Below are 14,951 nucleotides of genomic sequence, written 5' to 3'. Positions count from 1 at the left end.
CGATTCCTTCGTCCTGATCATCCGGTCAGTTCCTTGACGGTGGCGCCCGGGTTCGCGGACCGCATGAGCAGCTCGCCCACGAGGATCGCGTCCACCCCGGCCTGCGCCAGTTCACGCGCGTCCTGCGCTCCTCGGATGCCGCTCTCGCCGACCATCAGCCGCTCCCTGCCGACGCGGCCGCGCAGCTGGGCGGACAGTGTCCGGTCGATTGTGAAGTCCCGCAGATTCCGGTGGTTCACGCCGATGACCCTGGCGTCCGCCGCCATCGCGATGTCCGTCTCGTCGGCGTCGTGCACCTCGACGAGCGCCTCCATCCCCAGCTCGCGGGTGTACGCGAGAAGCTCGGCCAGCCGCTGCGGGGAGAGGGCCGCCACGATGAGCAGCAGCGCGTCGGCGCCGAGCGCCCGGGCCTCCAGGACCTGGTACTCGTCGACGATGAAGTCCTTGCGCAGGACGGGGATCTCCGACTCGGCGCGGGCGACGGTCAGGTGCTCGGGGGTGCCGCCGAAGCCCTCCTCGTGGGTGAGTACGGAGATCGCGCTCGCCCCGCCGCTGTTGTACGCGCGGGCCAGTGCGGCGGGCCGATAGTCGTCGGTGAGCGGGCCCTTGGAGGGGCTGCGCGGCTTCATTTCCGCGATGACGGCGAGACCCGGTTCGCCCAGTGCGGCCGCGAAGTCGCGGGGCGGGGGAGCGGTGGCGGCGAGGTGGGACAGTACGGACTCCGGCTGCTCCCGCCGCCGTCGGGCCGTCTGCCGCTCCGCGTCCGCCACCAGGGTGGCCAGTACGTCGCTCATGCCGATGCCTCCAGTTCCGCGTGCTGCCAGGAGACCTTGGCCCACCGCTCCAGCAGGGCCGACCCCTCGCCGTTGTCGATCGCCGATTCCGCGAGAAGCAGGCCGTCCTGCCACGTGTCGGCCGCGCCCGCGACCCGTAGTGCGGCGGCCGCGTTGAGCACCACGACGTCGCGCGCCGCGCCGGGCTCGCCGTCCAGAACCCGGCGGATGATCGCGGCGTTGACGGTGCGGTCGCCGCCGGTCAGGTCGGCGGGGCGGGACGGGCGCAGCCCGAGCTTCGAGGGGTCGAACCGGTACGCCGTACGGTTCCCGTCCCGCAGCTCGACGACCCGGGCCGCCGCCCCGGTGCTGAGCTCGTCCATGCCGTCCTCGCTGTGGAAGACCAGGGCGCGGGTGACGCCGAGCCGGTCCAGCACCTCCGCCATCGGCTCGACCAGGTCCGCGCTGGGGACGCCGAGGGTGCGCAGCCGCGCGTTCGCCGGGTTGCACAACGGCCCCAGCAGGTTGAAGACCGTGCGGGTGCCCAGTTCCTTGCGGGGGCTCGCCGTGTATTTGAACGCCGGATGGAACACCGGGGCGAACATGAAGGTGATCCCCGCCTTGGCCAGGCATTCGGCGACGGCGTACGGCCCGATGTCGATCCGGATCCCGAGCTCTTCGAGTACGTCGGCGCTGCCGCAGGCCGAGGAGGCGCTGCGGTTGCCGTGCTTGGCGACGCGTACCCCGCAGGCGGCGGTGACGATCGCGGAAGCGGTGGAGATGTTGAAGGTGTCGAGCCCGTCGCCGCCCGTTCCGCACGTGTCGAGGACATCCGCGTCGAACGGAAGCGGCGTAGCGAACTCCTGCGCCGTACGGGCCATTCCGGTGAGCTCGTCGACCGACTCGCCGCGCACCGTGATGGCCATGGCGAATCCGGCGATCTGCGCGGGCGTCGCGTCCCCGCGCATGATCGTGCGCATGGCGGTGGCGGACTCGTCTTCGGTGAGCCGGCGCCGCGCCGCTTTTCTCAGGTGTTCAATCACCGCTGCACTCCAGGAAGTTGGCGATCAGCTGCTTGCCTTCGGGGCTGAGGACCGACTCGGGGTGGAACTGCACACCGAACGTCGGACGGCTCTGGTGGCGCAGGCCCATCACCGTGCCGTCCGCCGTGCGGGCGTTGACGACGAGCTCGTCCGGCAGCCCGGTGGGGGAGACCACCAGCGAGTGGTACCGGGTGGCGGTGAAGGGTTCGGGCAGCCCGGCCAGGACACCACTGCCGTCGTGGTGCACCGGGGACGTCTTGCCGTGCACCGGCTCGCCGCGCACCACGGACCCGCCGAAGGCCTCGGCGATGCACTGGTGGCCGAGGCAGACGCCGAGGATCGGGAGCCGCCCGCTGAGCGCGCGGACCGCCTCGACCGAGATGCCCGCCTCGGACGGCGTACAGGGGCCGGGGGAGATCAGCAGCAGGTCGTGCCCGGCGAGTTCCTCCACCGTGGTGGCGTCGTTGCGGAACACGACGGGCTGCCCGCCCATTTCGGTGACGTAGTGCACCAGGTTGTAGGTGAACGAGTCGTAGTTGTCGATCACCGCGACGAGCGGCCTCATGCCTGCGCCTCCGCTTCCCGTACGGCCGTGACCATCGCGCGCGCCTTGTGCAGCGTCTCGCGGTACTCGGCGGTGGGGTCCGAGTCGGCGACGATGCCCGCGCCCGCCTGTACGTGCACCCGGCCGTCGGCGACGACCATGGTGCGCAGGGCGATGGCGAAGTCGGCCAGGCCGTCGAAGCCGGCGAAGCCGAGCGCGCCGCCGTAGACCCCGCGCTGCTGCGGCTCCAGCTCGGCGATGATCTCCATCGCCCGGATCTTGGGTGCGCCGGAGAGCGTCCCGGCGGGGAAGGTGGACCGCAGCGCGTCCAACGCGGTGTGCCCGGGCGCCAGTTGGCCGGAGACGGTCGAGGAGATGTGCATGACGTGGGAGAAGCGCTCGACCCGCATGAGCTGCTCCACCTGGACGGTGCCCGGCTCGGTGACCCTGCCGATGTCGTTGCGGCCGAGGTCGACGAGCATGACGTGCTCGGCGCGTTCCTTCTCGTCCGCCAGCAGCTCGCGCTCCAGCTCCAGGTCGGCCTGCGGGTCGATGTCGCGCGGCCGGGTGCCTGCCAGCGGCCGGGTCACCACCCGGCTGCCGTCGACCTTGACCAGCAGTTCCGGTGAGGCGCCGATGATGTGCCGGCCGCCTCCGAGGCTCAGGTGGTACATGTACGGCGACGGGTTCGTGGCCCGCAGGTGGCGGTACAGGTCGATCGGCTCCGCGAGCAGCGGCTTGCTGAACCGCTGGGACAGCACGATCTGGAAGGCGTCGCCCGCCGCGATGTACTCGCGGGCGCGGCCGACCCGCTCCGTGAACTCCTCCTCGGTGAAGTTCGACTCCCAGCCGGCCATTTCGTCGCCCTCGGCGACCGGGGTGAGCGCCCTCGGCCGTCCGGTGAACTGGCCGGGTGCCTCGGCGTCGCGCAGCCGGTGGCCCAGGCTGACGATCCGGGCGACGGCGTCGTCGTACGACTCGCGCCGCGGCCGGTGCAGAGTCATGAGCAGCACGCGCCGGGTGGCGTGGTCGAAGACGACCAGTTCGTCGACGGACAGGAAGGCCCGTTCCGGCAGGCCGGGTGCCGCGCCCGCCGATACCGGCAGCTTTTCGAAGTGCCGTACGGATTCGTACCCGAGATAGCCGACGACACCGCCGTGGAACGGCGGCAGGCCGGGGACCGGGGCCTCCGACGCGGCAAGGCAGGGCTCCAGGGCCGACAGCGGGTCGCCGTCGGCCAGTTGAAGCGGAACCGGCCGGTGGCCGACGTACGAATAGCGCGCGACACCGCCGGAGACAGGCACGCTCTCCAGCAGGAACCCGGGCTCGTCCGGCCCGCACAGCTGCGAGAACGCGGTGACAGGACTGATCGCGTCGGCCAGGAACTCCTGATACAGGGGTACGACGTCGTGTTCTCGCGCCAGCGCTGCGGCGGTGGCGCGATTGGGCACGGTGGCGGATGCGGCCTCGGCCGTCCCCTCCGTGACATCTTCGGTCAGATGGGTGGTCATGTCGCCTTCCTCGAATTCAGGCCAGGCCGTATCGCCGGAGATCCCATCCGGACAGTAAGTGCGCACGATATCGGCACGCCATAACTTTCAGTGGCCCACGAAACTCCCCGGTCGCAGTGCGGTTCCCGGCCCATATTTAGTACTGCCTTAACCGGGCCGATAAAGCTGTAACTAAATGACCCGGCCAACATTGCCAAGCCAAGAAGCCGCTGCCTAGGGTGACTTGGTATCCAAAGGATGTGTGATGTGTTCAGTGAGGGGGAGCTATGACGGGTCCGGTCCGTGGGCATCTGGAGGACTGGATAATGAGCGAAGGCTTCTCGTGCCTGGCGGCGAAGGCCGCTGTGCGCCGAACGACGCTGACCCAAGTCGAGTTGGGCATGATGGGCAGCGACGAAGCGACCGCCGACCTGCATACGGCTGTGACGGATTTCGTCAACCATCACTTGGCGCCCGAGGAGAATTTCGCGACTCTCGTGGCCGTTTTCGACGCGCCGTCCGGGCTCGGCGAGGAAAAGTTCGACGAGCTGCTGTGGCAGCAACTCACCGACCTGCATGCGGTGGACCGGGCCCGGGGCTATTCGTGGGCGCACGACGTCGATGCGGACCCGGCATCACCGAACTTCACCTACAGCGTGGCGGGCCATCCGTTCTTCGTGGTCGGCATGCACCCCAATGCATCGAGAATCAGCAGGCGTTACGCGCAGCCGGCTCTCGCTTTCAACTCGCACCACCAGTTCCGGCGACTGAAGGCCACCGGCACGTATTACGGTCTCCAGCGACGAATTCGCCAGCGCGAGGAACGCCTTCAGCAGTCGATCAATCCGAACCTCACCGAGTTCGGTGACGCGTCCGAGGCCCGCCAGTACTCCGGATCGGCCACGGACGACCAATGGCGCTGCCCCTTCCACCCGCAGGGCGGCGCGAGTTCGCAGGGGCCGGCACAGGCGGCGCCGGACAGCTGAGCACGACACCTGTGAGGAATTCACGCCACCGGTTATGAATCGGCCACATCGGTTCTGGTAGCTGGGCACTGTGCGCACAAGTTTGGCCATGGCATCGTCGGCTGCGGACTGGCGTCTCGGCCGTGCAGGACCAAGTGCCGTCGGCCCACACTTCACTCACAGGGGCATTGCATGCAACGAATTCGCTTCACCACCGCAGACCTGGCCCGTATTCGATTGCGGAGCTCGCTCGGCCCGGTCGCCGAAGGAGCCTTCGCGCTCGGGGCGCTGACCGGATCACGCAATACGGAGTACGCGCGATGGCGCAGCGACGTACTGGGTCGCCTTCGGGAGAGTCCCTCACTGAGCAAGAAGTTGGGCCCGCAGCTCCGGTCACTGAAAGCCCCGGACGACCTTCTGTTCCTTCTCAACTCCCGTACCGAAAAAGCGACTTCTGCCCATGCTGCCCATTCGACGCACTTCCTTTCGCGCGCCGAGGCGACGCGGCTGGCGATGGACATGTGGCGGATCGGGGTTGCGCCGTACTGGGACCGCATCCTGGAGCGCCTCAGCACCGAGTGCGACGCGCACGGCCGTATCGCCATGACCGGCGGCGTCGAGCAGCTGCTCACGACGCTGCACCCGCGGATTGTCTGGAATCCGCCGGTGCTGGAAATCCATGACGGGCCCGACATCGATGTCGAACTGAAGGGCCAGGGGCTGCTGCTCGTCCCTTCCGTGTTCCTGCCGGGCGCCGTCGGGCGGGTCGTCGAGGCCGAGCGCGACTCCGGCCTTTCGGCCCTGGTCTTCGCCGTGCCGCCGGGTGTCACCAGCCTCTTCTCCCGTACGGAACACTCCGAGGCGAGCGGCGGCCAGGCGCTCACCGCGCTGGTTGGCCGGACGCGGGCAGCCGCCCTGCGCGCCCTGACGGACACCTGCACCACCAGCCAGCTCGCCGAGCTACTCGGTGTCTCTCCCAGCGCCGCGAGCCAGCACGCCTCCGTGCTGCGCGAGTCCGGTCTGATCACTACCCGGCGGGTGCGGAACTGCGTACTGCATTCGGTCACTCCGCTGGGCAGGGAGCTGCTCGGCGGCCGGCTGCGCGAGGCTGTACGCACCGCCGGGGGCCGGCTCAGCGCACAGTCCGCCGTGGGGTGAGCCGGCTCACTGTGGCGCAGAGGGGGAGGCCGGGCGGGACGGAGACATCTGCTGTGCTCCCGAGACAGTCACTCTTCCGTAAACGGAATCTGGCGCTCAGATGTGGCTGACGGCCAATCATGAAAGTTGAATGCTAAGGGAAGTTCGCATCGGGCGCTATAAGATTTGGCGGTCGACGAAGGCATACGCCGGACCCGTGAGAACTTCACATCCGCACGGTGATTCCGACACTGTCTGCGCGCTGCTCGCGCTGTGCAGAATCACTCCCGTAAAAAACTGGCCAATGTGAAAAGGAATGATCACAGTGAAGAACGCACTCGGTACCCACCAGCGCTTCGGTAACCCGACGGCCACGGCCACCGCGCGTCCCGCCGGTGGGCACCTGATGATCGAGGACCTCGACTCGCCGGCCGAGCAGGGTGCGGCGCTCCTCAGCGTGTGCGTGGCCTCCTCGCCGGCCGTCACCTCGCTGTCTGCTTCCATACGGCACGAGGGGTGAGCGGGGCAGGGGGGAGCGTCGGCATGACGGGCGGCAGCGACGGTGCACGGATCGGCTTCAAGGGCCACTTCCGTGCGACCGTCGTCCCAGGTGAGGCGGCATATCTGGTCTCCCAGCGCGGTGTCACAGCGCTGCACGGGGACCACGCCGAAGTACTGGTTCCGCTGCTGGACGGCACGCGCTGTCCGGACGAGGTCGTGCGCGACGCGGCTCCGGCACTCACGGCGGAGGAGGCCCTGGATTCCCTGCGGGCCCTCGACGCCGCCGGGCTGCTGCGCCTGCGACCCGCCGTCGCGGACGGCCCGCTCGCTTCCCCCTGCTCCGACCCTGCAGCTGAGGCGTACTGGGACCTGGCCGGCCTCGACGGCGGCCAGGTTTCGGCCACCTTGGCCCACAGTTCGATACGTATCGTCGCTCTGGCCGAAATCGATGTGGACGAGGCGCACTCCGCGTGCAGCGCCTCGGGACTCACCGTCGCGCCCCCCGAGGCCGACGCGGACCTGACGCTCGTCCTGTGCGACGACTACCTCTCCCCGGGCCTGGGAGACATCGACGCCGAACACCGCGCGTCGAAGCGCCCCTGGCTCCTCGCACGTCTGGGCTCGACCGCCTCCTGGGTCGGCCCGGTCTTCCGTCCCCACGAAGGGCCCTGCTGGAACTGCCTGGCGACCCGGCTGCGCGGCCACCGGCTCTCGGAGTGGCCGCTGCGGCGCGCGCTCGGCCTGGACGGCCCGCCGCCCCGCCCGCACGCCACGCTGGCGGCCGGCCGTTCCCTCACCGTGAACCTCGCGGTGCTGGAGGCCGCCAAGTGGCTGGCCGGCGTGCGCAACGACGCCCAGAACGCCGTACGCACACTGGACACGCTCGCGCTGAACAGCACCGCCCACCCGGTCGCCCGGCTCCCCCAGTGCGCCGTCTGCGGCGATCCGGGACTGGTTTCCCGCCGGGCCGGCGCCCCGTTCGTGCCGGTGTCGCGGCCGAAGGCCGTACAGGACCTCAACGGCCACCGGGCGCTCACGCCCGCCCAGATGCTCGATCGGTACGGGCATCTCGTCGACCCGGTCACCGGCATCATCAAGGAGATCCGCAGGGCCCCCGGAAGCCCCGGCTTCGTCAACGCCTTCCTCGCCGGCGAGAACCTGGCGATGCGCAGTCCGACCCTGGCCGGCCTGCGCGCCGGACTGCGCGCGCTCAGCGGCGGTAAGGGCCTCACGGAGGCCGAGGCGCGCACCAGCGCGCTGGGTGAGGCGGTGGAGCGCTACAGCGGGACGCGACAGGGCGACGAACCCGTGGTCCGTGACACGTACGCCGCCCTGGGCGCGGCGGCCGTCCACCCCAACGCCTGCCAGCTGTACGACGTACGCCAGTTCCGGGACCGGGACAGCTGGAACGGGCGCGGCTCCCGGCTGCAGTACGTGCCGCCGCGGTTCGACGAGAGGCGGCCCACCGACTGGACGCCGGTCTGGTCGCTCACCCAGGGTGTCCAGCGGCTGCTGCCCACCTCGATGCTCTACTACAGCGAGGAGGCGGCGCAGGACGGCCTGTTCGCCGACTCGAACGGCAATGCCGCGGGCAGCAGCCCCGAAGACGCCCTGATCCAGGGCTTCCTGGAGCTGGTGGAGCGGGACGCCGTGGCCCTGTGGTGGTACAACCGCACCCGCCAGCCCGGCATCGACCTCGACGCCTTCGCGGAGCCGTACATCGACCGGCTGCGGGACGGCTACCGGACGCTGAACCGCGAGGTGTGGGCGCTGGACCTCACATCGGACTTCGGCATTCCGGTGGTGGCCGCCCTGTCGCGGCGTACGGACAAACCCGCCCAGGACATCGTCTTCGGCTTCGGAGCGCATTTCGATCCGCGGCTGGGGCTGCGCAGGGCGCTGACGGAGATGGGCCAACTGCTGCCGCTGGTCGCGAACGTGACCGACCAGGGGACGGGATACCTCATCACGGATGCGGAACCGCTCGACTGGTGGCGCCGCGCGACCCTTGCGAACCAGCCGTATTTGTCAGCTCCGCCGGCCGATTCGAAACAGCCGGGCCGGGGACCGCGCGGCTGGTCCTACGTTCCGAACACCGACCTGAAGGAAGACATCGACCAGATCACGGAGTTGGTCCGGTCACGCGGGATGGAACTCCTGGTTCTCGATCAAAGCCGGCCCGATCTTGAACTACCCGTGGTGAAGGTGCTTGTTCCCGGCCTTCGTCACTTCTGGCCGAGGTTCGCTCCGGGGCGGCTTTTCAACACCCCCGTTACGCTGGGGAGGTGCGCCGAGCCGACTCCCTACGAACAGTTGAACCCCATCCCGCTGTTCGTGTAACTCTTCGATCTCAGCCCATTCTTCACACCGATCAACTATGATCTTCACATAGCACTGAGGTTCGACAAGACAAGACAGACAAGGTCACGCAGGCAAACGACCATGCCACGTCACGATGAGAGACCCACCCCCCAAGAGGCCGCAATGACGGGCGAGGCCACAAGCCCTCCGCCCGGCGCTCCGGATCTGCCGGCTCCGCGGCTGGCCCGCATCATTCTCACGTTCGCGCTGATCAGTTATCTGGGCATCACGGTCATCAACCTGGTGGGAGCGCGACTCGATTCCTTCTCACTCGTCACTTCTCTCATCTGCCTGAGCCTCATTTTCCTTCTGCAACTGAGGCACTCCGGCACGGGAGCGCGTCAGGCCCCCGCCCGGCACAAGGCCGTGACGCTCGGATCCCAGGCGCTGCTCACCTATCTGCCGATCGCGGTCTTCCACTCCCAATGGGGAGCCATGGCCGGATTCCTGTCCGGATCTCTGCTGCTGCTTCTGCCCGGCCGGGTCGCGTGGCCCGCGTACGGCGTCGTCGGACTGACCATGCTGATCCCGCCGACACTGGAGGGCCTCTCCGTACAGGAGACGATCTACCTCTGCCAGTCGACGCTGCTGACCGGCCTGGTGGTGTACGGCCTCTCCCGCATGGCGGCCCTCGTGCAGGCACTGCACGACACACGCGGCGAACTCGCGGGCATGGCCGTCACCAAGGAGCGCCTGCGCTTCGCCCGGGACCTGCACGACCTGCTCGGCTACAGCCTCTCCGCCATCACCCTCAAGACCGAACTGATCCACCGCCTCATACCCACGCACCCGAGGCGGGCGATGGAGGAGATCAGCGAAGTCCTCACGATCTCCCGCCAGTCGCTCGCCGACGTCCGTGCCGTCTCCAGCGGCCTGCGCAGCATGTCGTTGGTGCAGGAGCTGCATTCGGCGCAGTCGCTGCTGGAAGCGGCGGACGTGGAGGTGCAGGCGGAAGTGCGGATCGCGAAGCTCAACCAGCAGGTCGACACGGTGCTGGCCGCCGTACTGCGCGAGGCGGTCACGAATCTGCTGCGCCATTCCCGGGCCGGTTTCTGCAGCATCGAAGCGATACAGGAGGCAGGTTGGGTACGGCTGTCCGTCTCGAACGACGGCGTCGACCCCGCCTACCGTGACGTATCACCGCACAGCGGCAGCGGCCTCGGCAACCTGGAGGCCCGCCTGCGTACGGCATCCGGAAAGCTCACCGCCACGCACGGCCCCGGCGGAACCTTCCACCTCGTGGCGGAGGCACCGGCGAGCCTGGTCAGGAAGCTCGCCGACCTGGAGGAGAACGAGGCGCAGGACGCGCTCCCCACCCCCACCAAGGACCCTGCAGCCTGAGCCACCCTGTGTCCCACCCGGTCACCCGGTCCGAGGAGGAACCCCCCGCCGTGACAATCCGCATTCTGCTGGCCGAAGACATGAACATGGTGCGTGGAGCGCTGGTGGCTCTGCTGAACCTGGAGGACGACCTGGAGGTCGTCTCCGAACTGGAGCGCGGCGACCAGATCCTGGCGGCGGCCCTGGAGCACGAGCCGGACGTGGCCATCATCGACATCGACCTCCCCGGCCTCGACGGCCTGACGGCCGCGGCACGCCTGCGCAAGCGGCTGCCGGAGTGCAGGACGCTGATCCTCACCAGCCTCGGCCGCCCGGGAGCACTGCGCCGCGCCCTGGCGGCGCAGGTCAGCGGATACCTGCTGAAGGACGCGCCGCCCCAGGAACTCGCGTCGGCGGTACGCCGAGTAGCGGCAGGCCAGCGGGTCATCGACTCACAGCTCGCACTCTCGGCATGGAACAGCACCGAAACGCCGCTCACGGAACGGGAGGCGGAGGTCCTCCAGTTGGCTGCCGAGGGCCTGGAGCCGATCGAGATAGCAGGCCAGCTGAAGCTCTCCCTGGGTACGGTACGCAACTACCTCACCACCATCGTGACGAAGCTGAACGCACGGAACCGGGTGGACGCGATCAAGATCGCCAGAGACGCGGACTGGCTCCTGTGAAACCGGCCCTCACAACGCTCAGGCAAGGTCGGCCTCCATCCCGGCGGCTTCGGACCCGCACTCCGCCTGCGTAACCATGCCGGCAGCGGCCAGGTACTCGATGATGCTCAACGTCAACGCGCGCGGCAGCGGCAACGCGTCCGACACCGCGTCCGGAGTGACAGGCCGGACCAGCATCCCCACCACCCACACCGCCTCCGGCCGGTGCAGCAGCACCCGGTGCGTGGACCCGTCCCGCTCCAGTGCGAACCCCTCCGCCTCCAGGGTGAAAGACACCCCGCGCGGAAGCTGGATGGGCGCCATGGCGGTCAGCCGTACGGAACTGAACAGAGCGTGACGGGAGACCGGGCACACGGAAAGCACGGGCCCCCGGAAATCCCCGACACCAAGCGTCCGCACCACAAGATGAGACAGCCGCTCCAGAACGGGCAGCAATACCAAATACACCCCGGCCTTGGACGTTTTACTGTCCGGCCGGGGCTCGACATTCTTCAGAAGTACGGGCCCGAGCTCCATCCGGTGCAATGCCTCACGAACCACCGGAGGCACCGCCGCGATACGCTCCGGCCCCCACGGCCCGGAAAGGACAAGCTCGCCGTCGTCGGTCTCCGACTCGATGACGACATCCTCGCTCAGGGACCAGAGATGCACTGTCTGGTACTCGTCCGTATTCCCCATGGAGGTTCCTCAACTTGGCACGATCATCACGCCGAGTATGGGGCCAAGGGTTCAGTCACCGACAGCCACGGATTCACACGCTTGGCATGAATATTTCATGCAAGCTGCAACCACTGAGCTGCCCCGATCACGCCTCTTCGCGCAGCCGCCCCGCCTCTTCGGTGAGCCAGGCCGGGCTGACCATTTCGACATTGCGCCCCACGCCGCCGGCGGCCCGGGTCAGCGCGTCGGCGGCTGCCTGCGGGTCGGGCACCGTCCGGGCGCGGGCCGCCTCGGCCAGCGCCTGCGCCGCCGCCTTCTCGGGCGACCCGGCGAGCTGCAGCGACACGGTCGCCCGCTCGGCCGCCTCGGCAGCCTGCCCGTACTGGCCGTCGGTCCAGTACGCCCACGCCATGTTGAAGAGGCAGACTCCTTCGGTGCGCGGATTCTCCATCCTGGACGCCGCCTGGAGCGCCGCCTCCAGCGATGTCAGCGCATCCGCGACCCGCCCCAGCGCGAGCAGGGCCACGCCCTTGGCGTTCAGCGCATAGTCCGTTGCTTCCCGGATGCCCGCGTCCTGGTAGGCACGTACGGCCCTGTCGCCCGCTGCGATGGTCTCCTCCCAGTGACCCATGGTCAGCAGGGCCGTGAAGCGGGCGTTCCATGAACGTGCCTCGGTGAGCAGGTCCCCCGACGTACGCGCGAGTTCGCGCAGCCGGTCGGCACCGGCAAGGGCCGCCACCCCGTCGCCCAGGGTGCTGTGGGCGAGGCTGAGGCTCAGGACGGCATGCACCTCGGCTTCGGCGTCGCCGTTCTCGTGTGCCAGATCACCGGCCCGGGCCAGCGGGCCCACCGCGGCGTCGAGGCTGCCCAGCTGCCGGTAGGCGTCGCCCAGGCCGAACGTGGCGTTCTGCAGCGCGCCGCGGTCACCGACGTGTTCCGCCAGGTCGGCTGCCTCGCTGAACAGGTCGACGGCGTCCGCCAGCGGGCCTCCGCCGAGCCGGGCGTGCCCGTAGCCGATGAGGTGGGCAAGGCGTGCCCGGTCGTCGTTCAACTGTCCCTCCATGGTCAGATGCATCGAGATCGCCGCGAGTACCGAGCCTTGCCAGATCATCCATTCGCTGATCGCGCCAAGGACCACAGCGGCATCGTTCAGGTCCCCGGCGCGCACCCGGTGCTCGAATTCGCGCCGGTACGGCTGGATGTCGTCCAGCGTCCGCCAGTCCGAGCGGGGCGGGGCGATGCTCGCGTACCAGTCCGCCGCCCGCCGCTCCACGGACTGCTGCCCCAGCACGCCGTCCCGTGGCATCGCGCCGTACGCGAGGTCGGCATCCATCGGGTGCAGCGCGAAGGTGCGGCTGGCCCGGTCCACCTTCAGCATGCGGACCCGCAGCAGACGGGACAGGGCCGGCGCGATGTCGAGACCGGGATCGAGGCCGGCCACGATCCACTCGATCGCCTCGCGTGTCATGGGCGTGTGCAGCACCGCGAGGACGTTCAGCACGGCTCGGCTTTCCGGGTCGAGCCGCTGGTACCGGTCCTCGGCGAGGCCCGCGACGACGTCGCCGCGCAGGGTGAAGCTCTCCAGTACGTCCTGCAGCGTCGGCAGGGCCAGCGTGTCGTCGGCCATGGCGCCCACCAACAGCTCCAGTGCGCGCGGAACTCCGTGGACGTGGACCGTCGCCCGCAGCAGCTGCTCGTCGGACAACTGCGCCACACCAAGGCTGCCGTCCTGGTCGAGTTCGCGCAGCAGCGCGACGGACTCGGTGGGCGGCAGTCCTTCGGACAGCTCGATTTCCGCGGCGAAGCGGCGTAACTCGGGTGCGAGTCGCAGCGGTATCTGCGACGTGACCAGCAGCCGTGGCGTGGACCTGGCCCGGAAGAGGCAGTCGAGGAAGATCGCGAATTCCTCGTCGTCGAGCCGGCCGTCGTCCTGGAGCAGGTCTTCGAGGTTGTCCAGCAGGATGATGAAGAGCTGGTCCCCCATCGCGGCGAACAGCTCTCCTATCTTGTCCTGCGCGGGGCGATTCGTGGCCCAGATGTCCAGCAGCCGTCTCTCGCGTTCGGAGCCGAGCAGGTGGGCGCAGTCGAAGTAGAGGCGCTCCAGGGAGATCCCCGACGTACGGGTGCTCAGATTGACCAGCCCCGACGGCACCGGCGCCTGCGCGTGGCCAGGCCACTCGCCCTGCTCCAGCAACTCCATGACCTTGGCCGCGACCGCGCTCTTGCCGATGCCCCGCCGTCCGGCGACGGTCACCATGCGGATGGCCGGATCGGAGAGATGGCGGCCGATCATCTCGCGTACATCAGTACGATCCTTGAACAATTCGAGCCCGTGCGTGACGGGCAGCCCGATCACCTTGGCACTTCCCTGCCCGGGCCGGGAATCCGCACTTCCCGTCGGCTCGGGTCCCGCATCGGGCAGCGCTTGCGGGTCGGCGATCGCCAACAGCCCGGCCAGCTCTCCCCGGCGCTGCTCGCCGACCCGGAGCAGGGTGTGGTCGATACGGGCCGCAGTCAGCCGGCCCATTCCTTCCCAGCGATGGTGTTCGGCGACCACCCCGACTATGCGGCATCCGGCCCACACCGCCGCACCCGACATCCCCGACCACGGCGACACCTTCGGGTCGGGGTCGGCAGCCGCCACCGGAACGGTGATCTCCAGGGTCCCGGTCCTCAGGTTGGACAGCGCCGCCACGGTCCCGTCCGCCTGGTGCAGCTCCCGGAACTGCCGCCCGTCGGGGCGGCGTCGCTGCTTCCACAGCGGAAACCCAGCCGCGTGCACGCCGATCACGGCATGACGGTCGTCGCTGATCCGGCCGAACCGTGCGGGCGCGACCGGTGCGGCACCCGGCGGCAGCGCGAACGTCAGCACGGCCACATCGGTGTCCAGGTCCGACCACGTCACCGTAGCCGCCACCGTCCACTGCCCCGGCCGGTCGGCGTCGAACCGCACCTGCACGCCGGCGGCGCCCGCCACCACATGGAACGCGGTCAGCACCGCCGTATCGCCGACCCGGTACCCCGAACCGCGCCGTCCGCCACCGGCGCCGGTGGCGACGATGATCTCGGCTATGCGATGCGGGTCCAGTCCGCCGCCCCCGGCCGCCCCCTCAGTCCTCACCGAGCAGCTCGTCCCCGGAGATCAACGCCATCTGGTCGGGCGCGTCCGTACGCACCGGCTGCAACGTCAAAGTGAGCTTCTGCGTGACCAAGTTTGACCGCTTCGCTGCCGCACTTGCATCGAACACCCAGAACCGGACCTTCACCCCCGGCTCATGGGTCCTCTCCACCCCGACAGTCAGCTCCAACTCCACCCGCTCCGCCTTGAACCGCAGGTCGGCGTCCTCACCGTCCGACATCGCCCGGCTCAGCTCCTTGCGCAGCTGCGCGATCATGTCCGCCAACTCAACCGCATCATTCACAAGCAGGCCCCCAACCGGCTCTTCTGCCCAACTACCCACTGAGCTGGGCCAC

13 protein-coding genes are annotated in these 14,951 nt (G+C 69.1%); 6 read left to right on the top strand and 7 right to left on the bottom strand.

Features of this window, described 5'->3' with window-relative positions; genetic code table 11:
• Positions 1–17 precede the first annotated feature (17 nt).
• From trpC to PXH83_RS08980, 4 genes are read right to left on the bottom strand one after another with little or no spacing between them, the layout of a single operon-like run.
• Positions 18–794, bottom strand: a complete 777-nt coding sequence (gene trpC, locus PXH83_RS08995) for an indole-3-glycerol phosphate synthase TrpC (RefSeq protein ID WP_274558625.1) — start codon at positions 792–794, stop codon at positions 18–20.
• Positions 791–1,816 (bottom strand): anthranilate phosphoribosyltransferase, encoded by a 1,026-nt coding sequence (gene trpD, locus PXH83_RS08990; protein ID WP_274558623.1) that lies wholly within the window; start codon positions 1,814–1,816, stop codon positions 791–793. Before trpD ends, trpC begins: the two co-directional genes overlap by 4 nt.
• Positions 1,809–2,381 (bottom strand): anthranilate synthase component II, encoded by a 573-nt coding sequence (locus PXH83_RS08985; RefSeq protein ID WP_274558621.1) that lies wholly within the window; start codon positions 2,379–2,381, stop codon positions 1,809–1,811. Before PXH83_RS08985 ends, trpD begins: the two co-directional genes overlap by 8 nt.
• The gene (locus tag PXH83_RS08980) at positions 2,378–3,871 is read right to left on the bottom strand and encodes an anthranilate synthase component I family protein (RefSeq protein ID WP_274558619.1); all 1,494 of its coding nucleotides are present in this window, start codon (positions 3,869–3,871) and stop codon (positions 2,378–2,380) included. Before PXH83_RS08980 ends, PXH83_RS08985 begins: the two co-directional genes overlap by 4 nt.
• A gap of 266 nt (positions 3,872–4,137) precedes the next feature.
• On the opposite strand from PXH83_RS08980, the gene gntA reads away from it, so the two are divergent.
• The 6 genes from gntA to PXH83_RS08950 all read left to right on the top strand — a co-directional run bounded on the left by gntA (position 4,138) and on the right by PXH83_RS08950 (position 10,817).
• Positions 4,138–4,836 carry a guanitoxin biosynthesis heme-dependent pre-guanitoxin N-hydroxylase GntA gene (gene gntA / locus PXH83_RS08975; RefSeq protein WP_274558617.1) on the top strand — a complete coding sequence of 233 codons (699 nt, stop codon included), beginning with the start codon at positions 4,138–4,140 and terminating at the stop codon, positions 4,834–4,836.
• Positions 4,837–5,007: 171 nt separating this feature from the next.
• Positions 5,008–5,973: an ArsR/SmtB family transcription factor gene (locus tag PXH83_RS08970; RefSeq protein WP_274558615.1), complete on the top strand. Its 966-nt coding sequence runs from the start codon at positions 5,008–5,010 to the stop codon at positions 5,971–5,973.
• A 295-nt stretch (positions 5,974–6,268) separates the two neighbouring features.
• Positions 6,269–6,472 carry a hypothetical protein gene (locus PXH83_RS08965; RefSeq protein ID WP_214928278.1) on the top strand — a complete coding sequence of 68 codons (204 nt, stop codon included), beginning with the start codon at positions 6,269–6,271 and terminating at the stop codon, positions 6,470–6,472.
• Positions 6,473–6,495: 23 nt separating this feature from the next.
• The gene (locus PXH83_RS08960) at positions 6,496–8,793 is read left to right on the top strand and encodes a TOMM precursor leader peptide-binding protein (RefSeq protein ID WP_274558609.1); all 2,298 of its coding nucleotides are present in this window, start codon (positions 6,496–6,498) and stop codon (positions 8,791–8,793) included.
• A 144-nt stretch (positions 8,794–8,937) separates the two neighbouring features.
• Positions 8,938–10,155, top strand: a complete 1,218-nt coding sequence (locus PXH83_RS08955; RefSeq protein ID WP_274558607.1) for a sensor histidine kinase — start codon at positions 8,938–8,940, stop codon at positions 10,153–10,155.
• A 50-nt stretch (positions 10,156–10,205) separates the two neighbouring features.
• Positions 10,206–10,817: a response regulator transcription factor gene (locus PXH83_RS08950; RefSeq protein WP_274558605.1), complete on the top strand. Its 612-nt coding sequence runs from the start codon at positions 10,206–10,208 to the stop codon at positions 10,815–10,817.
• 18 nt (positions 10,818–10,835) lie between these two features.
• Here the strand turns inward: PXH83_RS08950 and PXH83_RS08945 are convergent, their stop codons facing one another.
• The 3 genes from PXH83_RS08945 to PXH83_RS08935 all read right to left on the bottom strand — a co-directional run bounded on the left by PXH83_RS08945 (position 10,836) and on the right by PXH83_RS08935 (position 14,899).
• Positions 10,836–11,495, bottom strand: a complete 660-nt coding sequence (locus tag PXH83_RS08945) for an NADH oxidase (protein ID WP_274558603.1) — start codon at positions 11,493–11,495, stop codon at positions 10,836–10,838.
• A 127-nt stretch (positions 11,496–11,622) separates the two neighbouring features.
• Positions 11,623–14,598, bottom strand: a complete 2,976-nt coding sequence (locus PXH83_RS08940; RefSeq protein ID WP_274558601.1) for a tetratricopeptide repeat protein — start codon at positions 14,596–14,598, stop codon at positions 11,623–11,625.
• Complete coding sequence (locus tag PXH83_RS08935; RefSeq protein WP_274558599.1) at positions 14,588–14,899, bottom strand: trypco2 family protein; 312 nt, start codon at positions 14,897–14,899, stop codon at positions 14,588–14,590. Before PXH83_RS08935 ends, PXH83_RS08940 begins: the two co-directional genes overlap by 11 nt.
• Between the last annotated feature and the right edge of the window lie 52 nt (positions 14,900–14,951).

The sequence above is a fragment of the Streptomyces spiramyceticus genome (assembly GCF_028807635.1).
Lineage (GTDB): Bacteria > Actinomycetota > Actinomycetes > Streptomycetales > Streptomycetaceae > Streptomyces > Streptomyces spiramyceticus.
Note: the sequence above shows the minus strand (reverse complement) of the source record. Positions and strands in the feature narration are given on the sequence as shown.